At 64.9% G+C, this 21,223-nt stretch carries 21 protein-coding genes; 13 read left to right on the forward strand and 8 right to left on the reverse strand.

All coding sequences use genetic code 11. The features are described from left to right. Positions 1 to 15: 15 nt before the first annotated feature. Complete coding sequence (locus FNB15_RS11340) at positions 16 to 1,812, reverse strand: acyclic terpene utilization AtuA family protein (protein ID WP_144068804.1); 1,797 nt, start codon at positions 1,810 to 1,812, stop codon at positions 16 to 18. 88 nt (positions 1,813 to 1,900) lie between these two features. Between FNB15_RS11340 and FNB15_RS11345 the strand changes: the two genes are divergently transcribed. The 3 genes from FNB15_RS11345 to FNB15_RS11355 are packed head-to-tail and all read left to right on the forward strand — an operon-like array spanning position 1,901 to position 3,869. Beyond that, the gene (locus FNB15_RS11345) at positions 1,901 to 2,689 is read left to right on the forward strand and encodes a ComF family protein (protein ID WP_144068805.1); all 789 of its coding nucleotides are present in this window, start codon (positions 1,901 to 1,903) and stop codon (positions 2,687 to 2,689) included. A gap of 43 nt (positions 2,690 to 2,732) precedes the next feature. Beyond that, positions 2,733 to 2,990 (forward strand): glutaredoxin 3, encoded by a 258-nt coding sequence (gene grxC, locus FNB15_RS11350; RefSeq protein ID WP_144068806.1) that lies wholly within the window; start codon positions 2,733 to 2,735, stop codon positions 2,988 to 2,990. A 21-nt stretch (positions 2,991 to 3,011) separates the two neighbouring features. Continuing rightward, positions 3,012 to 3,869: a carbon-nitrogen hydrolase family protein gene (locus FNB15_RS11355; RefSeq protein WP_144068807.1), complete on the forward strand. Its 858-nt coding sequence runs from the start codon at positions 3,012 to 3,014 to the stop codon at positions 3,867 to 3,869. Here the strand turns inward: FNB15_RS11355 and FNB15_RS11360 are convergent. Genes FNB15_RS11360 through FNB15_RS11370 form a run of 3 tightly spaced genes read right to left on the reverse strand, consistent with a single transcriptional unit; the run spans position 3,824 to position 5,704 of the window. Then, a complete protein-coding gene (locus tag FNB15_RS11360) occupies positions 3,824 to 4,657 on the reverse strand; it encodes an inositol monophosphatase family protein (protein WP_144068808.1) in 834 nt (277 codons plus the stop codon). The two genes, FNB15_RS11355 and FNB15_RS11360, sit on opposite strands and share 46 nt — an antisense overlap. Before the next feature lie 52 nt (positions 4,658 to 4,709). Continuing rightward, positions 4,710 to 5,267, reverse strand: a complete 558-nt coding sequence (locus tag FNB15_RS11365; RefSeq protein WP_144068809.1) for a GNAT family N-acetyltransferase — start codon at positions 5,265 to 5,267, stop codon at positions 4,710 to 4,712. Continuing rightward, positions 5,264 to 5,704 (reverse strand): class I SAM-dependent methyltransferase, encoded by a 441-nt coding sequence (locus tag FNB15_RS11370; RefSeq protein WP_246068664.1) that lies wholly within the window; start codon positions 5,702 to 5,704, stop codon positions 5,264 to 5,266. The genes FNB15_RS11365 and FNB15_RS11370 overlap by 4 nt, the downstream gene beginning before the upstream one ends. Before the next feature lie 189 nt (positions 5,705 to 5,893). Here FNB15_RS11370 and FNB15_RS11375 point away from each other — a divergent pair, with 189 nt between their 5' ends. Beyond that, positions 5,894 to 6,313, forward strand: coding sequence for a DUF1178 family protein (locus FNB15_RS11375; RefSeq protein WP_144068811.1), 420 nt, complete (start codon positions 5,894 to 5,896; stop codon positions 6,311 to 6,313). A 3-nt stretch (positions 6,314 to 6,316) separates the two neighbouring features. Here the strand turns inward: FNB15_RS11375 and ubiG are convergent, their stop codons facing one another. Next, the gene (ubiG, locus tag FNB15_RS11380) at positions 6,317 to 7,060 is read right to left on the reverse strand and encodes a bifunctional 2-polyprenyl-6-hydroxyphenol methylase/3-demethylubiquinol 3-O-methyltransferase UbiG (protein WP_144068812.1); all 744 of its coding nucleotides are present in this window, start codon (positions 7,058 to 7,060) and stop codon (positions 6,317 to 6,319) included. 165 nt (positions 7,061 to 7,225) lie between these two features. On the opposite strand from ubiG, the gene FNB15_RS11385 reads away from it, so the two are divergent. The 8 genes from FNB15_RS11385 to FNB15_RS11420 all read left to right on the forward strand — a co-directional run bounded on the left by FNB15_RS11385 (position 7,226) and on the right by FNB15_RS11420 (position 17,221). Further along, positions 7,226 to 8,446, forward strand: a complete 1,221-nt coding sequence (locus FNB15_RS11385) for an aspartate kinase (protein ID WP_144068813.1) — start codon at positions 7,226 to 7,228, stop codon at positions 8,444 to 8,446. A 69-nt stretch (positions 8,447 to 8,515) separates the two neighbouring features. Next, positions 8,516 to 10,786, forward strand: a complete 2,271-nt coding sequence (gene ptsP, locus FNB15_RS11390; protein ID WP_342777558.1) for a phosphoenolpyruvate--protein phosphotransferase — start codon at positions 8,516 to 8,518, stop codon at positions 10,784 to 10,786. Between the two features lie 64 nt (positions 10,787 to 10,850). Continuing rightward, positions 10,851 to 11,975, forward strand: a complete 1,125-nt coding sequence (locus tag FNB15_RS11395; protein ID WP_144068814.1) for a helix-turn-helix domain-containing protein — start codon at positions 10,851 to 10,853, stop codon at positions 11,973 to 11,975. Between the two features lie 96 nt (positions 11,976 to 12,071). Continuing rightward, positions 12,072 to 13,208, forward strand: coding sequence for a flavodoxin-dependent (E)-4-hydroxy-3-methylbut-2-enyl-diphosphate synthase (ispG, locus tag FNB15_RS11400; RefSeq protein ID WP_144068815.1), 1,137 nt, complete (start codon positions 12,072 to 12,074; stop codon positions 13,206 to 13,208). A 30-nt stretch (positions 13,209 to 13,238) separates the two neighbouring features. After that, a complete protein-coding gene (hisS, locus tag FNB15_RS11405) occupies positions 13,239 to 14,477 on the forward strand; it encodes a histidine--tRNA ligase (protein WP_144068816.1) in 1,239 nt (412 codons plus the stop codon). A gap of 2 nt (positions 14,478 to 14,479) precedes the next feature. Continuing rightward, complete coding sequence (gene prfA / locus FNB15_RS11410) at positions 14,480 to 15,571, forward strand: peptide chain release factor 1 (RefSeq protein ID WP_144068817.1); 1,092 nt, start codon at positions 14,480 to 14,482, stop codon at positions 15,569 to 15,571. Beyond that, positions 15,564 to 16,448, forward strand: coding sequence for a peptide chain release factor N(5)-glutamine methyltransferase (gene prmC, locus FNB15_RS11415; protein ID WP_246068665.1), 885 nt, complete (start codon positions 15,564 to 15,566; stop codon positions 16,446 to 16,448). The genes prfA and prmC overlap by 8 nt, the downstream gene beginning before the upstream one ends. A 377-nt stretch (positions 16,449 to 16,825) precedes the next feature. Beyond that, the gene (locus FNB15_RS11420; RefSeq protein WP_144068818.1) at positions 16,826 to 17,221 is read left to right on the forward strand and encodes a DUF4167 domain-containing protein; all 396 of its coding nucleotides are present in this window, start codon (positions 16,826 to 16,828) and stop codon (positions 17,219 to 17,221) included. 82 nt (positions 17,222 to 17,303) lie between these two features. On the opposite strand, the gene FNB15_RS11425 is transcribed toward FNB15_RS11420, so the two are convergent. Next, complete coding sequence (locus FNB15_RS11425) at positions 17,304 to 18,326, reverse strand: alpha/beta hydrolase family protein (protein ID WP_185973528.1); 1,023 nt, start codon at positions 18,324 to 18,326, stop codon at positions 17,304 to 17,306. A gap of 308 nt (positions 18,327 to 18,634) precedes the next feature. Between FNB15_RS11425 and trxA the strand changes: the two genes are divergently transcribed. Further along, positions 18,635 to 18,958, forward strand: coding sequence for a thioredoxin TrxA (gene trxA / locus FNB15_RS11430; RefSeq protein WP_144068820.1), 324 nt, complete (start codon positions 18,635 to 18,637; stop codon positions 18,956 to 18,958). Here the strand turns inward: trxA and FNB15_RS11435 are convergent. Then, positions 18,955 to 20,301, reverse strand: a complete 1,347-nt coding sequence (locus FNB15_RS11435; protein WP_144068821.1) for a bifunctional folylpolyglutamate synthase/dihydrofolate synthase — start codon at positions 20,299 to 20,301, stop codon at positions 18,955 to 18,957. The two genes, trxA and FNB15_RS11435, sit on opposite strands and share 4 nt — an antisense overlap. Continuing rightward, complete coding sequence (gene accD / locus FNB15_RS11440; protein ID WP_144068822.1) at positions 20,273 to 21,217, reverse strand: acetyl-CoA carboxylase, carboxyltransferase subunit beta; 945 nt, start codon at positions 21,215 to 21,217, stop codon at positions 20,273 to 20,275. The genes FNB15_RS11435 and accD overlap by 29 nt, the downstream gene beginning before the upstream one ends. Positions 21,218 to 21,223 lie beyond the last annotated feature (6 nt).

The raw sequence follows: 21,223 nt of genomic DNA on the forward strand, positions 1-21,223 counted from the left end.
CTTTTGCGCTGCGATTCATACCGCCCAGTTGGCGGGCACCGGAACCGGGAAATCCAGCAGCATCTGGGCGAAAGCCTTGCCCTGCGGGTCGTTGCGAAGCGAGGCAATGCCGCCGCCACCGAGCGCCTGGTGCAGCAGGAAATTCAGACCATGGATACCCGGCCAGTCGAACCGTTCGACCGGGCCTTCTACCAAATGTGCGAACCAGCCGGCGACGGCCTCGGTTGTGAGGGCCGCGCGGATCGCCGGCAGGTAGTCAGGCTTGCGCGCGATCACGCCGATATTGCTGTCGTTGCCCTTGTCGCCCGAACGGGCATAGGCGAGCCGTACCAACGGTACGGTCTTGGTTGGGCCAGCGGGCAGGGGAGCGGAGATATCCTGGCCGGCTGCCGCGCCACGCGGCTCGCCGCTGATCATCGGCACGGCGAAAGGCTTCTCCTCGCCCTCGGTGTCGAGCGCGATCGACAGGCTGGTTTTCGGAATGAAGCAGGAGAACAGCCGCACCACTGGCTGTGGGCTCGGCCGGCCGCCGAAGAAGCCGGTGGTGCCGGGCGAGAAGGATGTGCCGGCCGGGGCGATCTCGCGGCTGAAGATTTCCAGCGCAGCTTTATCCGTATGGCTGACCGCCAGCTTCATCACCACTTCGCGTGCGGCGCGCGCGCCGGCCGCAGCCTGCGGGCCGTACATCGCCTCGCTGCCGAGGATTTCAATCGAGGTGCTGCGATAGTCACCGATGTTGAGCGCGGCGAAAATCTTGCGTGTGCGCTTCAGGATCGCCTCGGCGCTGCGTTCGGCTTTCTCCCGCGCATCGATCCCGCCGATGGTCATATGCGCCACGGCGCGGAAGCCGTCGAGCCAGGTGGCCGAGACCTTGTAGCGGTCCGGTGGCGGGCGGCCTTTCGCGTTCGACACCCGCACGCGATGCTCGCCGATCTGCTCGATCTGCACGGCAGTGAAATCGCAGGTGACATCGGGCAGCATGTAGCAGGCCGGATCGCCGATCTCGTAGACCAGCTGCTCGGCCACCGTGCCGAAGCTGACCAGACCCCCGGTGCCTTTCGGCTTGATGACGACGAAGCTGCCGTCTGCGGAAACCTCCGCAATCGGATAACCGATATTGTCCCAGTCCGGCACGTCGCGCCAATCGGTGAACAATCCGCCCGAGGCCTGCGCGCCGCATTCGATGATATGGCCGGCCAGACTGCCGGCGGAGAGCTTGTCGAAATCCTGCAGGTCCCAGCCGAATTCATGCAGCAGCGGGCCGAGCACCAGGGCTGAATCGACGCAACGGCCGGTGACGACGATATCGGCGCCGGCTTTGAGCGCGGCGGCGATGGGTGCCGCGCCTAAGTAGGCATTGGCCGACATGAATTTCGCCGGCGTCTCGGCACCCTTTTGCATCGGCTCCAGCTGCGACTTCAGCGTGTCGATCTGCGGCAGCAGGTCGTCGCCCAGCACCACACCGACCTTCAGCGACAAACCGGCATCCGCAATCAGTGCGCGGATGGCGGCGGCACAGGCCGCCGGGTTCACGCCGCCGGCATTGGCCACCACCTTCACCTTGCGACGCGCCAGCTCGGGCAGCAGCCGCTTCATGGTCACAGCGACGAAATCGGTGGCGTAGCCCTGCGCCGGATCTTTCGCCCGCATGCGCGCCATGATCGACATGGTGATCTCGGCCAGGTAGTCGAAGATCAGGTAGTCGACCTCGCCCTGCGCCAGCAGCTGCGGCGCGGCGACCATGGAATCGCCCCAGAAGGCCGATGCGCCGCCGATGCGGATCGCCCGGGGCGCCTCTTGGCTGCTGCTCATGTTCCGTTTCCTCCGGCCGCGTTTTCTGGCAGCATAAACACCCGGAACTGCCGCGTCATGCCTGACGCTGCGTCATATCCGGATGTCCATGCAAGACACTCTCGCAGTGCAGATCGTCAGCCGCAGCTGGAAACGCCTCTGGCGCAGTGCATGGCGTGGGGGTGTCGACGCCCTGCTGCCACCGCAATGCATGCTGTGCACCGCGCAGGTGGATGAACCCGGGCGGCTCTGCCTCGATTGCTGGCCCAGCGTCGGCTTCATAGCAGACCCCTGTTGCCCAACCTGCGGCGTCCCGCATGCCGTGCCGGTGCCCGACGGACTGGTCTGCGGCGCCTGCCTGAAAGACACGCCACCGTTTGCCCGCGCGCGCGCCGCGTTTGTGTATGGCGGCGGCGGTCGCGACCTGGTGCTGCGCTTCAAGCGCGGCGACCGCACCGACCTCGCGCCCGGTCTCGCCGCCCTGATGCGGCAGGCCGGTGCGCCGCTGCTGACCGAGTGCGACATGATCCTGCCGGTGCCGTTGCATCGCTGGCGGCTGTGGCGCCGGCGCTTCAACCAGTCGGCGCTGCTGGCCCGGGCCCTCGGCGGGGTGACCGGCAAGCCTGTGCTGCTCGACCTGCTGCAGCGGCGCCGCGCCACCCGCAGCCTCGGCCGCCTCAACCGTGCTGCCCGCAGGCGGGAACTGGCCGGAGCCATCGCGGTTGATCCGGGGCAGGCGGCCGCCATCCGCGGCCGGCGCCTGCTGCTGGTGGATGACGTTTTCACCACCGGCGCCACGGTGAATGCCTGCTGCCGGGCGCTGCTGCGGGCAGGGGCCGCGGAGGTGACGGTGCTCACCCTCGCCCGGGTTGTTCGGGCCGAGCAGAGCGCCATATAATCTCAAAATTGCGAGGGGCAAACTCGCACAAGGAACCCGGACGATGGCTCAGATCGAAATCTACACCACCTTCATGTGCCCCTATTGCGCGCGCGCCAAGGCGCTGCTCGACAAGAAGGGTCAGACCTATGACGAGATTGACGTGTCCTACGACGCTGCCAAGCGCGAGGAGATGACCCAGAAGGCCGGCGGCGTCCGCACGGTGCCGCAAATCTGGATCAACGGCACGCATGTTGGCGGCTCGGATGATCTCTATGCGCTGGAGCGCGCGGGTAAGCTTGACGCCATGTTGGCGGCGTAAAGTCAGAACGGGGGCGGGGCGATGGCGCAGAAGGTAAAAGTCGGTCTGGTGCAGCCCAATATCTGGGACAACATGGACGCCAACATCGCCCATGTCTCCGCTCTGGTGCGCAAAGCCAGGGAAGCTGGAGCCGACTTCATCACCACGCCGGAGAATTCCGGCTTCATGGGCGTGAATGCCGCTGCCAGTGTCGCTGCCGGAAAGCCGGAAGAGAGTCACCCGGCGTTGCAGGCGTTCCGCAAACTCAGCGCGGAACTCGGCACCTGGCTGCTGGTGGGGTCGCTGGCGATCAAGCCGGCCGGCGCCAACCGCAACTTCAACCGCTCATACCTGCTGGCGCCCGATGGCGGAATTGCCGCGCGCTACGACAAGATCCATCTCTTCGATGTCGATCTTCCGTCCGGCGAGACTTATCGCGAGAGCAACTCGATCGCGCCGGGCGGCGAGGGCGTGCTGACGTCGCTGCCATTCGGCACGCTCGGCATGTCGGTCTGCTACGACCTGCGCTTCCCCGGTCTGTATCGCGGCTTGGCGCAGGCCGGCGCTGATCTGATCACCATCCCGGCGGCCTTCACCCGCACCACCGGCCAGGCACATTGGCATGTGCTGATGCGGGCGCGCGCCATCGAGACCGGCGCTTTCGTGATCGCGCCCGCCATGTGGGGCGACCATCCGGGCAACCGGCAGACTTATGGTCATTCACTGGTGATTGATCCCTGGGGCCGCGTGCTGGCCGATATGGGCGATGGCGTCGGCGCGAAAGTGGTCGAGATCGATCTGGGTGAAGTGGCCAAGGCGCGGGCGCAGATCCCGGCCTGGCGGCACGATCCTGTCTATACGTTGCCGGCGCGCAATTTGACCGGCCGGGCCGCCGAATAGAGCGGCAGGGTCACGTTCATCGCCTGGGCGAATGGCGCCCACAACGCGGGCGTCAGGGCCAGCACCGGTTCGGCCTGCGGCATGCCACGGCCTTCATAGTCGTTGGTGAAGCCACCGGCTTCGCGCACCAGCAGCAGGCCCGCCAGCGCGTCCCACGGCTTCATGCGTAGTTCATAAAAACCATCCAGCGCGCCTTCGGCCGCCAGCGCCATCAGCAGCAGGCCGCTGCCGAGCCGGCGATACTGGCAATGGGCCGCCAGCAGGTTGTCGATGACTTTCGCGTGCGGCCCCGGCGCCTCGCCATGGCCGTAGCCGATGCCGAGGCAGGCCTGGTCGAAACGCTGCATGCCGCTGACCGAGATCGGCTTGCCGTTGCAGAAGGCGCCATGGCCAGCACGCGCAGTGTAGAGCTTGTCGGAGACGGCATCGTAGATCAGGCCGAGTTCGATGCGGCCCTGCACCATCAGCGCAATCGCCACGCACCAATACGGTAGTCCGCGCACGTAATTCGCCGTGCCGTCGATGGGATCGATCACCCAGAGCGCATCGGTATCGCCGCCGCGCCGGCCGCGTTCCTCGCCGAGAATTCCGTCATGCGGAAATTCGCCGAGCAGGCGCGAGGCGATCAGGTCTTCGGTCTCGGCATCGGCCTGGCTGACGAAATCCTGCACGCCCTTCAGCTTGACCACCAGTTCGCTGCGATTGTCGAAAAAACCACGCGCCAGTTTGCCGGCCTCGCGGATCACCTGGCTCGCATGCTGCAGACGTTTGTCGATGTCGAAGGTCATGGCCGGATGCTACGCCTCGGCGGGCGATGGCCCAACTGCTAATTCGGAAAAATCACGCCGTAATATCGCTGGACACACTTTCCGTTTGCATCCTGTTCCAGGCTTCACGCGGAAGGTTGTGCCAGCTGACGATCCGCTCCCAGATCGGTCCCTCGCCGGTGTAGCTGAATCCCAGCTTGGCCAGCACGCGCTTCGAGCCGCGGTTTTCCGGCGCGGTCAGCGCGATCAGTTGTGTGAGGTTACAGCGCTCGAAGCCGAATTGCAGCGCGGCGCGACCGGCCTCACTCGCCAGGCCGCGGCCCCAGGCGGTCTTGCCCAGCAGATACAGCAGTTCGGTCTGTTCGGCCTCGGGCACCCAGCGCAACCCGCATTGCCCGAGCAGCCGGCCGCTCACGCGATCCTGCACGGCCCAGACCCCATGGCCGCGCCGATCCCAGTGGTCGTTGAAATTATGGATGTTGCTCTTGGCGCGCGCCTGCGCCTCGGCACGCGGCAGGCCGCGGCCGGGTAGCATGTGACGCATCACCTGGTCGTCGTTGTAAAAGCGCGCCAGCGCCTCGAAGTCGCGCGGCTCGAAGCGGCGCAGGATCAGGCGCGCCGTCTCGATCATGCAGGGCGCACCGCGCAGATGCGCTGCCGCACGGCATTCGCTTCCTCACCCTGCTCGAAAGCGCGAATCTCAAACCCGGCTTCGCGGCACCAGTCGAGCAGTTCATGCGGTGCCAGCAGGAAATCCGGATTGCTCGGCTTGCCGAAGCGCTCGTTGCCGCGCATGAAGGTCTCGTAGATCAGCACGCCCTTAGGGGCGAGTGCGGCGGCGATCTGCGGAAACAGCGGCCGCCACAGATAGTTGGTCACTACCACGGCATCGAACTGTTTTGCGGCCAGAGGCCAGGGACCGTTCTCGACATCGGCCTCGATCAAATCAGCATTGGCGTGTGCGCGCAGGTCGGCGACACCGGACAGATCGCGGTCAAGGAAGCACACCTTATGGCCGTTTTCCAGAAACCGCCGGCCATGCCGCCCGCCACCGCAGGCGAGGTCCAATACATTGCTCCTGGCACTGCCGCCGGAGGTGACGAGGGGCGCAAAGCGCTCAACCCAGGGAGATGGCAAGCCGCTGCCGTGCATGCTGTCGATCTGCCCCCTTGTTGCACCGCCGTGACTGCCCCATGTATAACGTGTTGCAGGTCAAGGCAGGTTTCGGCCCCCGTGCCGAATCACCCGGTAAGAGTCATGATCAAGTACGAACTGAAATGCCGCAAGGACCACGTTTTCGAGGCGTGGTTTTATGACAGCGCCACCTACGACAAGCAGGCGGCGGGCGGCAAGGTCGTGTGCCCGGTCTGCAACTCGCGCAAGGTCGAGAAGGCGCCGATGGCGCCACGCATCGGCAAGTCGAAAGGCGAGGTCGCCAAGGCCGAAGCCAAAGAGGCGGCCAAGATGCGCCAGGCGCTCACCGAGTTGCGCGATCATGTCGAGAAGAACGCCGATTACGTTGGCGACCAGTTCGCCGAAGAGGCGCGCAGGATCCATTACGGTGAAACCGACAAGCGGAATATCTACGGCGAGGCGACCAAGGATGAGGCCAAGGAACTGGTCGAAGAGGGCGTCGACGTTGCCATGATCCCCTGGCTGCCCAGGGAAGATGCCTGACGCTTAGGCGTCCTTCGTTGCCACCAGCATGTAATTCACGTCGGTGTCGCGGCCGATGCTCCAGCGGTCGTTGAGCGGGCTGTAGCTGACGCCGGCCACTTCGCCCAAGCTCAGCCCGGCGCGGCGCAAGGACCCGGCCAGCTCATGCGGCTTGAGGAATTTCTTCCAGTCATGCGTGCCGCGCGGCACCCAGCCAAGGATGTATTCGGCGGCGACAATGCCGAGCGCGAAGGATTTCGGCGTGCGGTTCAGCGTGGCGGCGATCAGCAGTCCGCCGGGTTTCACCATCTGGCCGCAGGCAGCGAGGAAGCCGTCCAGATCGGCGACATGCTCCACCACTTCCAGCGCCAGCACGGCATCGAACTGCTCGCCGGCCGCGGCCAGGGCTTCGGCGCTGGTGGCGCGGTAGTCGACGGTCACGCCGGCCTCAGTGGCATGCAGGCTGGCGACCCCGATATTGCGCTCGGAGGCATCGGCGCCGACCACGCTGGCGCCCAGCCGGGCCATCGGCTCCGACACCAGGCCACCGCCGCAACCGATATCCAGCAGACGCAGGCCTTCGAGCGGCCGGCCCGACAGGCTGTCGCGGTGGAAGTGCGCTGCAATACGGTCACGAATGAACCCCAGCCGCACGGGGTTGAATTTGTGCAGCGGTCTGAACTTGCCCTGCGGGTCCCACCATTCCGCCGCCATGGCGGAAAAACGGGCGATTTCGGCGGGGTCGATACTGGCAGCGGACTGGCTCATGCGGCGACTCGCTCGGGCCCGACAAAGGGCTAAGGAAACAGGGGATTTTTCCGCCCGGCTCGGCTTGCCCCGGACCGGTCCCGAGAGTATTAAGTACCCGCCTTTTAGCCGGCAAGGTTCTGCCGGTAACTATCGACAACGAACAGTGAAATGGGATCGAGCGACATGGCGCGCTTGGTGATGAAATTCGGCGGCACGTCGGTCGGTTCGGTCGACCGTATGAAGAATGTGGCCGCCAAGGTGAAGCGCGAGGTCGAGGCCGGCAACCAGGTTGCCGTCGTGGTCTCCGCCATGTCGGGCGAAACCAATCGCCTGGTGGACCTGTGCAAGCAGGTCGACCCGGTGCACGACCAGCGCGAATACGACACCGTCGTGGCTGCCGGCGAGCAGGTCACCACCGGCCTGGTTGCCATGGCGCTGCAGTCCGCCGGCGTGAAGGCGCGTTCCTGGCAGGGCTGGCAGGTGCCGATCCGCACCAACGACATGCATGGCCGGGCGCGGATTGCCGAAATCGACGGCGCCGCCATGCTCAGGGATATGGCCGCCGGCGTGGTGCCGGTGGTGGCCGGTTTCCAGGGCGTCGGTCCCGGCGACCGTATTGCCACGCTGGGCCGTGGCGGCTCGGATACTTCGGCGGTGGCGCTGGCTGCCGCGCTGCAGGCCGACCGCTGCGATATCTATACCGATGTGGACGGTGTCTACACGGCCGATCCGCGTATCGTGAAAAAAGCCCGCAAGCTGGATAAGATCACCTACGAGGAGATGCTGGAACTGGCCTCGCTGGGCGCCAAGGTTCTGCAGACCCGGTCGGTGGAAATGGCGATGAACCACCGGGTGCGGACCCAGGTTCTGTCGAGCTTTGCCGATGTGGCCGGCACGCTGGTTGTGGATGAGGAAGAGATCGTGGAAAAGCAGATTGTCTCGGGTGTCACTTATTCCGCCGACGAAGCCAAGGTCACCCTGATCGGCGTCGCCGACCGTCCCGGCATTGCCGCCGGCATTTTCGGCCCGCTGTCGGATGCCGGCATCAATGTCGACATGATCGTCCAGAATATCTCTGAAGACGGCAAGAAGACCGACATGACCTTCACCATGGGCCGCAGCGATCTCGATCGCGCCGTCGGCATCCTGGAGAAGCAGGAAAAGAATCTGGGCTGGGTCAAGCTGGTGCCGGATCGCAACGTGGTGAAGGTTTCGGTCGTCGGCGTCGGCATGCGCAGCCATGCCGGTGTGGCGCATATCATGTTCAAGGCGCTGGCCGAGAAGAACATCAACATCCAGGCGATCACCACTTCGGAGATCAAGGTCAGCGTGCTGATCAGCGCCGATTACACCGAACTCGCGGTGCGCGCTCTGCACACCGCCTTCGGACTCGACGCAGAATGAAAGCGGGAGACCGATGCGGGGAGGGCGTATCACACCAGCCTCTCCGGTAACTGGTAACGGAGAACGGCTGTGACGCCGGGCCGGGCGCAAGCCCCCGGGCCGCGTGGCCTGCTGCGCCGTCTCCGCGAGGTGATGGCCGAGGCCGGCACCGTCGATGAACGCCTCGCCCGCGTCGTGCGCAATATCGCCGCCAACATGGTGGCCGAAGTCTGCTCGGCCTATCTGCTGCGCGGCGACGAACTCGAACTCTACGCCACCGAAGGTCTGAATCCCGACGCCGTGCACAAGACCCGCCTGAAGGTGGGCGAGGGTCTGGTCGGCGACATCGCGGCGCATGCGCGCCCGCTGGCGCTGGCCGATGCGCAGGGCCATCCGCAATTCGCCTACAAGCCGGAAACCGGCGAAGAAGTGTATCACTCGCTGCTTGGCGTGCCGATCCTGCGCGACAATCGCGTGATCGGCGTGCTGGTCGTGCAGAACCAGACGCGGCGGCAGTATGCCGACGAAGAAGTCGAGGCGCTCGAGACCATCGCCATGGTGCTGGCCGAGATGGTCGCGTCGGGCCAGCTCAGCGGCGGCGAGGATCTGGTGGCCGCCTCGCGCGCCTCCACCATGCCGTTCCGCGCCGATGGCCGCACGCTGTCGGAGGGCCTCGCCATTGGCGTCGCCGTGCTGCACGAGCCGCGCATCCATGTCGAAAAGACTATGGCGGATGACATTCCGTATGAGAAACAGCGGCTCGATGCCGCCGTCACCTCGATGCGGGACCAGGTCAACAAGATGCTGGAAACGCCCGACAGCGACATTGTCGGCGAGAGCCGCGACATCCTTGAAACCTACAAGATGTTTGCCCATGACACCGGCTGGCTGTCCAAGCTGCATCAGGCGGTCGAGTCCGGCCTGACCGCCGAGGCCGCCGTGCAGCGCGTGCAGGGTGAGACGCGCCACCGCATGCAGGCGATCACCGATCCCTATCTGCGCGAGCGCCTAGCCGACCTCGACGACCTGGCCAACCGCCTGCTGCTGCACCTGACTGGCAAGCCGCAGCATACGGCGGCCGAGAACCTGCCTGAGAATGCCATCCTGCTGGCGCGCGCCATGGGGCCGGCCGAATTGCTGGATTATGACCGCCGCAAGCTGCAGGGCGTGATCCTGGAAGAAGGCTCCAGCATGAGCCATGTCGCCATCGTGGCGCGGGCCCTGTCGATCCCGGTGCTCGGCGGGGTTGCGGGCGTGATCGCCAAGGTCGAACCGGGCGATACCATCGTGGTCGATGGCGATCATGCCCAGGTCTTCGTGCGCCCGGTGCCTGATGTGGTTGCGGCGTTCCATCAGAGCGTCGGGCTGCGCAAGGCGCGACTGGCGAAATATGCCGCCCAGCGCGAGGACCCGGCGATCACCGCCGATGGCACCAAGGTCGCCATGCTGGTCAATGCCGGCCTTCTGATCGATCTCAGCCACCTCGATGAAACCAATGCCGACGGCATCGGGCTCTATCGCACCGAGCTGCAGTTCATGGTGCGGCCGACCCTGCCCAAGGCCGAGGCGCAGACCGCGATCTATCGCCGCGTGATCGAGCATGCCGGCGACCGTCCGGTGGTGTTCCGCACGCTGGATATCGGCGGCGACAAGGTGCTGCCCTACCTGGTGAAGTATCCCGAAGAAAATCCGGCGATGGGCTGGCGCGCGATCCGCCTGACGCTGGATCGCCCGGCGCTGCTGAAGGTGCAGCTGCGCGCGTTGCTGGAAGCGGCGGCTGGCCGCAGCCTGTATGTGATGTTCCCGATGATCGCCGAGGTGGATGAATTCCGCCGTGCCCGCAAGCTGCTGGATCGCGAGGTGCAGCGGCTGGTCAACCTGCGCAAGCCGGTGCCGCTCAAGGTGCAGGTCGGCAGCATGCTGGAAGTGCCGGCACTGGCCTGGCAGCTGCCGGCGCTGCTGCCGCTGGTCGATTTCATCTCGGTCGGTTCGAACGATCTGATGCAGTTCATGTTCGCCGCCGACCGCGGCAACACCAAGCTGGCCGACCGCTACGATCCGCTCAGCCCCGCCATGCTCAGCTTCCTGCACTGGGTGGTGCAGCAGTGCCATGCGGTGGGCAAGCCGATCACCATGTGTGGCGAGATGGGCAGCCGGCCACTCGAGGCCATGGCATTGCTCGGCCTGGGCTTCCGCCGCCTGTCGATGCCAGCCAACGCCATCGGCCCGGTGAAGGAAATGCTGCGTAGCCTGTCTGTTCCGCAACTGGCTGAATATATGTCCAAGTTGTATAGCTCGCCCGAGCACAGCGTACGCGGGCCTCTTGAAGAATTTGCTCGGGAAAATGGCGTAATTGTTTGAAAACGCTAGCCTGATCGGCACATTGCCGTAATATGGCGGCAGCTAAAAACCTGCGGGCGAGATCATGAATTCCCAGTCCGGCGGACAGCCGGCGATGGCCGACGCAGCGCTCCATGGCGAGCGTTACGAGGGTGTTGGTCATAGCCTGAAAGTGGTGCGTGAGCGGCGCGACCTCGCGCTGACGGACGTATCCGCACGCCTGCGTATCCGCCGCCCGTATCTGGAAGCCATTGAGGAGGGCCGGTTCGGCGAACTGCCGGGTGCCGTCTATGTCAGCGGCTTCCTGCGCCAGTATGCAGAATTCCTCGGCCTCGATCCCGACCAGGTGCTGAAAAGCTATCAGGCCGAAAGCGACGGCGCCGCGCATCATCGCACCGTGCTGAATTTCCCGTTGCCGCGTCCGGAAGAGCGCACGCCCCGGCTCTGGCTGGTGGTCGGCGCGCTGGTGCTGGCCGGCATCATCTATGCGCTGTGGTATCGCCATCAGGAAGCGTTGCGCGTAGGGCAGGACCTGATCCAGGCCGTGCCGTCGCGGCTCGCCGATCTGGTGCCCAGCCCGCAGCCAATTGCACCAGCCGCGCCACCTATCGTGTTGCCGCCGCCGCCGCAGATCGCGCAGGCACCTGCAACGCCGGCGCCTGCAGCACCTGCTCAGGCCCCGACTGCACAGGCCCCAACTGCACAGATACCGACAGCACAGGTACCGGCCTTGGCGCCGCCGCCCATGGCCGTGCCGGCACCCGTTGCGCCGCCGCCGGTGGCGCAGGCTCCGGCAGCCCCGGTTCCCGCTGCTCCGACTGCACAGGCGCCCATCGCGACGCCCGCTCCGGCTTCACCGCCGGCCGCCGTCGCCACCGCTCCGGCGACACCCGCACCGACCGCTGCTGCGCAGAATAGCTATGGCGCCGCCGAACCCGGCCGCATCCGGGTCGAGGCCACCGCGCCGGCCTGGATTCAGGTGCGTGGGCCCAACAATGAGCAGATTTTCACCCGCCTGCTGAATGCCGGCGAGCGCTACCAGGTGCCGGATCGCGCCGGTCTGACGCTGCTGACCGGCAATGCCGGCGGCGTGCGGATCGTCATTGACGGCCAGACACTGGCCCCGCTGGGCGCGGAAGGCGAGGTAAAGCGCGGTATTTCGCTCGATCCGGAACGGCTGAAAAATCCGGGCGGCGAGCGCCAGGGCTAGGGCGCCTGCCTTGCCATCCCATGGTAAAGACGCCATGTTACGCCCGCGTCCGCAGCCCCCGAAAGTCGGTCCTGTGAGCCGGACGAAAGTTAAGCCATGAGCATCCGCCCCTATCGCGATATCCAGCGCCGCAAGTCGCGCAAGATTTTCGTCGGCAATGTTCCGGTGGGCGGCGACGCGCCGATCACCGTGCAGACCATGACGAACACGCTGACCAGCGACGCCCAGGCGACGATCGAGCAGATCCGCCGCTGCGAAGAGGTGGGCGTCGATATCGTGCGCGTCTCCTGCCCGGATGAAGAGTCCACGAAGGCGCTAAAAGGGATCGTGCGGGCTGTGAAAGTCCCGATCATCGCCGACATTCATTTCCACTACAAACGCGCCATTGAGGCCGCCGAAGCCGGTGCGGCCTGCCTGCGCATCAACCCGGGCAATATCGGCTCGGCAGACCGTGTGCGCGAAGTGGTGAAGGCCGCCAAGGACCATGGCTGCTCGATGCGCATCGGCGTCAATGCCGGCTCGCTGGAAAAGCACCTGCTGGAAAAATATGGCGAGCCCTGTCCGGAAGCCATGGTGGAAAGCGCCCTGGACCATGCCCGTATCCTGGAAGACCACGACTTCCGCGAATTCAAGATCAGCGTGAAGGCGTCTGACGTTTTCCTCGCCGTTGCCGCCTATCAGGGCCTGGCCGAGGCCTGCGACTATCCGCTGCATATCGGCGTCACCGAAGCTGGCGGTCAGCGCATCGGCACGGTGAAGTCCTCGATCGGCTTGGGCATGCTGCTGTGGTCAGGCATCGGCGATACGCTGCGCGTGTCGCTGTCAGCCCCGCCGGAAGAAGAGGTCAAGGTCGGCTTCGACATGCTGAAGTCGATGAACCTGCGGCATCGGGGCGTGAACGTGATTTCCTGCCCGTCCTGTGCGCGCCAGAACTTCGACGTGATCAAGACCGTCGAGGTGCTGGAACAGCGTCTGGCTCATATCACCACGCCGATGACGCTTAGCGTGATCGGCTGCGTGGTGAACGGTCCGGGCGAGGCGCGTGAGACCGATATCGGTTTCACCGGCGGCGGCAAGAACACGCACCAGGTCTATCTCGCCGGTCAGCCGGCGCACCGGCTGCAGAACGAGGATATCGTCGCGCATCTGGTCAAGCTGGTCGAAGACAGGGCCCGCCAGATCGAAGCGGACAAGATCAAGCATTCCGAAGACGCAGCTGACGCCGCGTCTTAGCTACCCATCATCCACAGACGGAGACACGCCGTGGCCCAGTTCCAGCCCGTGCGCGGCACGCATGACATTCTGCCTGACGATTATGCCCGCTTCCGCCACGTGGTGGACACGGCGCGTCAGGCTGCACAACTGTTCGGCTATCGCGAGATGGCGACGCCGATCTTCGAATTCACCGATGTCTTCGCCCGCTCGATGGGCGAAACCTCGGATGCCGTGTCGAAGGAGATGTATTCGATCAACGACCGCGGTGGCGAGAACCTGGCGCTGCGGCCGGAATACACCGCCGGCATCTGCCGTGCCTTCATTTCCAACGGCCAGCAGCAGAATGTGCCGTTCAAGGCTTTCGCCTGGGGTCCGATGTTCCGCTACGAACGGCCGCAGAAGGGCCGCCAGCGCCAGTTTCATCAGATCGACGTGGAAGTGATCGGCGCCGCCGAACCGCAGGCCGATGTGGAAGTGATCGCGCTGGGCGCCGAAATCCTGCGACGGCTAGGCATCCTCGACAAGTGCACGCTGGAACTGAATACGCTGGGTGATCCGGAAAGCCGTGTCGGCTATCGCGATGCGCTGGTGAAGTATTTCTCCGGGTATGCCGACAAGCTGTCGGAAGACAGTCGCAAACGGCTGGAGAAGAACCCGCTGCGTATCCTGGATTCCAAGGATGAGGGCGACCGCAAGCTGGTCGCCGATGCGCCGCTGATCCACGATTATCTCACACCGGCCGCCCGCGATTTCTTCAAGGTGCTGCAGGATGGCCTGGCCGCCAGCGACGTGCCCTTCACCGTCAGCCCGCGTCTGGTGCGTGGCCTCGACTATTACACGCATACCGCTTTCGAGTTCGTCACGACGCATCTCGGCGCGCAGGGCGCCGTGATCGCCGGCGGGCGTTATGACGGCCTGATCGAGCAACTTGGCGGCAAGCCGACACCGGGTATCGGCTGGGCCGGTGGCATCGAACGCCTGGTGCTGCTGTCGGATCCGCAGCCGGTGGCGCCGCGCATCGTGGCGATCATTCCCATCGGCGCTGCCGCCGAAGCCGAAGCGGTGAAACTGGCCGGTGAACTGCGCCGCGCCGATATCGCCGTGGAACTCGCCTATGGCGGCAATGTCGGCAAGCGATTCAAGCGCGCCGACAAGGTGGGTTGCCATGCCGCCGTGGTGATCGGCGACGACGAGATCGCCAACGGCGTGGTCAAGCTGAAGGACTTCAAGAGCGGCGAGGAGGCTTCCGTGGCCCGCGCAGAACTGCTTGGCAAGCTGAAGGTCTGAGCATGGATACCTCCGGCCTGCCGGAAGCCAAGCTCGACAAGGTGATCGAGCGCTACGAGATGCTGCAGGCCGAGATGGCTGGCGGTGGCCTCGCGGCTGAGGCTTTCGTGAAGCTGTCGAAAGAATATGCCGAGATCGAACCGCTGGTGCAGGCGATTGGCGATTTGCGTCGTTTGCGGCAAGAGGTCGCCGACCTGATCGTCATGCGCGACGATTCCTCGTCGGACGCCGAGATGCGCAGCATGGCGGAAGCCGAATGGAAGGAAGCCCAGGCCGCCGTGCCCGAGGCCGAGCGCCGCGTGTTGATCATGCTGCTGCCCAAGGACGAAGCCGACGAGAAGAACGCCATCCTGGAAGTGCGTGCCGGCACTGGCGGCGATGAAGCCGCATTGTTTGCCCGCGACCTGTTCGAGATGTATCGCGGCTATGCCGCCAAGCATGGCTGGCGCTTCGAGGTGGAAAGCATTGCCGATACCGAACTGGGCGGCTTCCGCGAGGCGATTGCTACCATCACCGGCCGCAGCGTGTTTGCCCGGCTGAAGTTTGAGTCCGGCGTGCATCGCGTGCAGCGCGTGCCTGATACCGAAACACAGGGGCGCATTCATACTTCGGCCGCCACTGTGGCCGTGCTGCCCGAAGCCGAGGATGTCGATATCGACATCAACGAGAACGATCTGCGCATCGACGTCTATCGTTCGTCCGGCGCTGGCGGCCAGCACGTCAACACCACTGATTCCGCCGTGCGCATCACGCATATCCCAACCGGGATCGTGGTGGCGCAGCAGACCGAGCGGTCGCAGCACAAGAACAAGGCCAAGGCCATGAAGCTCTTGCGCGCGAAGATGTATGAGGCCGAGCGCGAACGCCTCGCCTCGACACGCGCCGCCGACCGCAAGGGCCAGGTGGGTTCGGGCGACCGCTCCGAGCGTATCCGCACCTATAATTTCCCGCAGGGCCGCGTCACCGACCACCGCATCAATCTTACGCTGTACAAGATCGAGCAGATCGTCACGGGTGAGGCGCTGGACGACGTGATCGAGGCACTGATTGCCGAGGATCAGGCCAACCGGCTGCTCGAGCTGAATCGTGCCTGACGCCCAGGGCAACCGGGCACTGACCATTGGCCTCGTGCTCAATGCCGCACAGGCGCGGCTCAAATCTGCGGGTGTCGATACGCCACGCCTCGATGCCATCCTGCTGCTGGCCGAAGCCAGTGCAATGAGCGAGGACCACATTCGCAGCCGCCCGGAAGCGCCGCTCACGCCTGAGGCCGGAACCGCCTTCGAGGCGATGCTGCAGCGCCGGTTGCGGCGCGAACCGGTGTCGAAGATCATCGGCCGGCGCGAATTCTGGAGCCTGGAATTCCGCACCAGTCCCGACGTGCTCGATCCGCGTGCCGATTCCGAAACGCTGGCGGCCGGCGTGTTGGCTGCGATCCCGGACCGTGCGGCTTCTTTGCGCATTGTTGATTTTGGCACCGGCTCGGGTTGCCTGCTGCTCAGCCTGCTGCACGAACTGCCCAATGCCACGGGAGTCGGCATCGACGTGTCGCCGCCGGCATTGGCGATTGCGCAGGATAATGCTGACCGCCTCGGCATGTCGTCGCGCTGCATTTTCCGGCTCGGCAGCTGGGGCAGGGGCATTGAAGGCACATTCGACATCCTGATGTCCAATCCACCCTATATTGAAAGTGGCGGGGTGCCGGGCCTCGAGCCGGAAGTGGCGGATTACGATCCACTGCTAGCACTGGACGGCGGCGCGGATGGTCTGGACGCCTATCGCGCGCTGCTGCCCGACATGGCACGGCTGGCGGTCAAGAACGCCCTCGCTGCGCTGGAAGTCGGCATGGGACAAGATGTCGCAGTAAGCCATCTGCTGGCCGGCGCAGGTTTTGGCCAGATTGCGGTATTGCCCGATCTCAGCGGGATCGGCCGCGTGGTAACCGGCCGGAAATCCGTGCAGATTCCCTGAAAAAGGGGGTTGGCAGGGGGGCGTACCCCCCTTATCTTAAGAGGCGGGGTGACGCAGTCCCAAGGAACCCGCCCAAGGATATGAGCCGGGGTGTTAACCGGGGGCGAGCAGGCAGGCAGCGTCGCCGCCTCATCGACAGCCGACATTCAGATGACGCACACCGCAGGGTGATACACATCGGATGATCGATTCATCGGGAGGCCGACCGTATCGGATGTCCGATACGCGCGCAGAACGCCTGATTGCGCTATTTCTAAAAACAAGCGAGATGCATTGTGAACAATAAGAATCGTCAGCGTGGTGGCCGTCCCCAGGGTCGGAGGCCGCATGGTGGTGGTGGCGGCGGCGGTAACAGCGGCGGCGGAAATAACGGCGGGATGAACAATTCCCACCGCAATTTCGACTCCAACGGCCCCGAAGTTAAAGTCCGCGGCACGGCCACCAACATTTTCGAACGCTATTGCCAGCTCGCGCGCGACGCCAATGCGTCGGGCGACCGCGTGGCGGCCGAGAATTACCTGCAGCATGCCGAGCACTATTACCGGATCATGCTGGCGCAGGGCGTGACGCCAATGCAGCGTGCCGCCACTCAGCAGCAGGCCCCGCAGCAGCCGAACGGCAACAGCCAGCAGCCGACGCAGTCGGCTGCCTCTGCAACAACCGAGGCCACTGAAGGCGGCGAGCAGCCGAGCCTGGAAATGGAACTCGAGGCTGCGCTGGACAGCAACGGCGACCCGATCCGGAAAGAGCGCGACGAGGCGACGGCCGCTTAACGGGGCCACCAGTCCGCAGTTACGAAAAAGGCCGCCGGAGCGATCCAGCGGCCTTTTTGCTTCCCCGAGAAAATCGGGATGATCAGTTGGTAGGCGGCAGTTCGCCCTGTTCGGCCTGGCTCCACATGGCCTCGTCGGCGAGGGTGAGCTGGCGGATCGGCAGGCTTTCGGTATCCGGCACCACCGGGGCAAGGGCGATATCGATTTCCAGTTCCTTGTCCAGCAGTCCGCGGTCACTGCCCAGATGGCGCTCGAAGAACTCGACCGTGCGGGTGATGCTGTCTTCCTTGGCGTCGCCGCGGAAGGTATGGCCCTGGCCCTTGTAAATCTTCACTTCGTGCTCGGCACCGACATCGTCCAGCAGGCTGGCGAGTTCATAAGCGCGGCGCACCGGCACGGTGGCATCCTTGTCGCCATGCAGCACCAGCGTCGGCGGCATACGATGCACGCCCTTGCGCTGGACTTCCGACGGCATCGCGCCCACCACGTTCACCACGGCCTGCACGCGCTCGTCGCGGCTGCCCAGGCTGAGCGCATGGAAGCCGCCGAGCGACAGGCCGAAGATACCGATCTTGTCGGCATCGACGTAATTCTGCTTCTGCACGTAGGAGATCGCCTCGCTCAGCACGCGCTCGCGCTCGTCATGCAGGTTGGCGGCGGCCTTGCGGGCCTGCGGCACGCCGTCGAAGTAATGCACCACGAAAGCGGTGATGCCCTTCTCGGCCAGCGCCTTGGCCTGCGGGTAGAACAGCGAGCCGTCGCCCAGGCCATGGGCGCCATGCAGCACCAGCACGGCCGGCGATTTGCCGTTGGAATCCAGCAGGTCCATGTCGGCCTTCACCACGTCGACGCGCACCTTGCGGCCGTCGATCGTGAAACCATTGGTATTCTCGGCCTCGGCGGCGCGGCGCGCGCCTTCAGCCGACTTCTGCTTGCGGGGCGTCACGGCAGCCGGCTTCGCGCCCGGCTTCGGGGTCAAAGCACTGGTTTTCTGGGCAGTGGCTTTCTGGCTGGCGCGCGGCTGGGCCTGCGCGGCCGGAACGGCGGCGACACTGGTCATCATCAGCGCAAGCGCGGAAATCATGCAGATCTGTCGGAATGCCATGGTTTTGGATCCCCCGGCATTCAGCAGTGTCGTGGCTTTTCCCCCGGCCATCGATCCCCCTGTAAAGCCTCAATTAATCAAACTGCGGGTCCCCACCCGCTGAGCTGTTTCAAGTTGTAACAAGCCCCGGCGGGCCCTGTCCACCTTTGATTCGTCCTAATATTTCCTGCTTTTCAAGGAAAATCATAGGGTTGTGGAAAAATCGGCCCGCTTGACCCTCGAGGGACAGCTACTTACCTTACTGATCTAAGCCGGATTCGAGCCTCACCCCGTCTCCGGCGCAGCCATTCCCAACTGAGGATTCCCGCATGTCCGCGCCCACCAAAGTCACCGACGCTTCCTTCGAGAGCGATGTCCTGAAGTCTTCCGATGCCGTGCTGGTCGACTTCTGGGCCGAATGGTGCGGCCCCTGCAAGCAGATCGCCCCGGCGCTGGACGAGATCGCCAGCGAGATGGCCGGCAAGCTGACCATCGCCAAGGTGAATATCGACGAGAACCCGATGACCCCGTCGAAGTTTGGCGTGCGCGGCATCCCGACCCTGATCCTGTTCAAGGACGGCAAGCCGGTCTCCACCAAGGTCGGCTCGATGCCGAAGAGCCGCATCGTCGAATGGATCAACTCGGCGATCTAAGAGTTCTCCGCCAGGATCCGGCCTGCGAGATATAGCGAGCCGGAGATGACGACACGAGCATGAACATCGAGGGCCGGTGCTGACGCAGCATCGGCCCTTATCGTTTGGGCGATCTGCCGCATGGCGGCAGCAGCGCTGCCGGCGGGCTCAGCTGTCAGGCCGACGCTGCGGGCGGCTTGGGCCAGATCCTCGGCCGACAGGCTGTTGGCCTCGCCCGGGATGACAATGCAGCGTGCACCTTCAAGGCCGGGCGCCAGAGGGCGCAGGAAGCCGGCGGCGTCTTTCGTATTGAGCATGCCGGCGACCAGCCAGGTCGGGCGCGGCGGCAGCAGCTTGAGGGTTTCTGCCAGGGCCTCGCCGGCCATGGCGTTATGGGCGCCGTCTAACCAAAGTTCAGTCCCAGGCGGCAGCAGGTCGGGCAGCGGGCCTTTGCTCAGCTGCTGCATGCGGGCGGGCCAGTCGACATGGCGCAGGCCGGCGGCGATGGCCTCCGGAGGTATGGTGAAACCGGAAAGATGCCGGGCGCAGGCAACCGCCACGCCGGCATTCACCACCTGATGCGCCCCCAGCAGGGCCGGGCGGGGCAGCGAGAGTTCGATCTCGCTGTCACGCCAGCGGATGCCCCCGGAATCCGTCGGGGAAGTTTCGCGCACCGTCCAGTCGCGGCCGTGCCGGAACAGCGTCGAGTGGGTCTCGGCAGCGCGTGCCTCGATCACCGCGATGGCGTCATCGGGCTGGGGCCCGACCACGCAGGGCACGCCGTCCTTCAGGATGCCGGCCTTGTTGGCGGCGATTTTGGCAATCGTGTCGCCCAGGAAAGCGACATGATCGATGCCGATGGGCGTGAGCGCGGTCAGCACCGGCTGCGGGATCACGTTGGTGGTATCGGCAATGCCGCCCAGCCCGGTCTCCAGCAGCACGATATCGGCTGGCACTTCGGCGAAGGCGAGATAGGCCGCCGCCGTGGTGATCTCGAAGAAGGTGATCGGCGCGCCGGCATTGACGCTTTCGCAGCGTTCCAGCAATGCGATCAGTTTTGCATCATCGATCAGCTCGCCGGCCAGGCGGATGCGCTCGTTGAACCGCACCAGATGCGGCGAGGTATAGGCATGCACACGATAGCCGGCAGCTTGGAGCATCGCCCGCAGGAAGGCGGTGGTGGAGCCTTTCCCCTTGCTTCCAGCGACATGGAAGACCGGCGGAAGCTGCAGATGCGGGTCGCCCAGCCTGCCCAGCAGGGCGCGGATACGGTCCAGCGAAAGGTCAATCGCCTTGGGATGCAGCGTGGTCAGGCGCTGCAGTATCTCGTCAAGATCAGCGGGCGCGAGGGCGGGTGGCGCCATGCGGAATCTCACCCGTCGGCGGAATTTCCAGGCCCGGCCGCGGCAGCGCGACGACATCGGCCTTCGGTGCCGGATCGAGCAGCAGACCGACGATACGTCCCAGCGTCTCGCGCAGCTGGTGACGATGCACGACCATATCGAGCATGCCGTGTTCCAGCAGGTATTCCGACCGCTGGAAGCCCTGCGGCAGGGTCTCGCGGATGGTCTGCTCGATCACGCGCGGGCCGGCAAAGCCGATCAGCGCGCCCGGTTCGGCCAGCTGGATATCGCCCAGCATGGCGTAAGACGCCGTGACGCCGCCGGTGGTCGGATCGGTCAGCACCACGATGAAGGGCAGATGCGCCTCGCGCAGGCGCTGCACGGCGATCACCGTGCGCGGCATCTGCATCAGGCTGAGGATGCCTTCCTGCATGCGGGCGCCGCCGGCGGCTGCAAACAGGATCAGCGCGGCGCGCTGGTTCACCGCCAGCGTGGCAGCCGCAATCAGCGCCTCGCCGGTCGCCATGCCCATCGAACCGCCCATGAAGGCGAAATTCTGCACGGCAGCCACGATGTCCTGACCTTCCAGCGTGCCATGTGCCACAGCGAAGGCATCCCTCTGGCCGGTCTTGCTGCGGGCGTCTTTGAGGCGGTCCGGATATTTTTTCGAATCACGGAAGTGCAGCGGATCCTGCACGACATCGGGAAGTTCGATGGTCTGGTATTCGCTCTTGTCGAACAGGGCGGCAAACCGCTGCTTCGGACCCACGCGCATATGGTGGTCGCATTTCGGACAGACGCGCTGGTTCTCATCCAGCTCCTTGGCATAGATCATCTGGCCGCAATTGCCGCATTTGGTCCAGAGGTTGTCCGGCGTGTCCTTCTTCGTGGTGAATTCACGAATCTTGGGCAGGACGGTGCGGGTCAGCCAGTTCATCTTGAA

Origin of the sequence: Ferrovibrio terrae (assembly GCF_007197755.1) — a bacterium.
GTDB classification, from domain to species: Bacteria; Pseudomonadota; Alphaproteobacteria; order Ferrovibrionales; family Ferrovibrionaceae; genus Ferrovibrio; species Ferrovibrio terrae.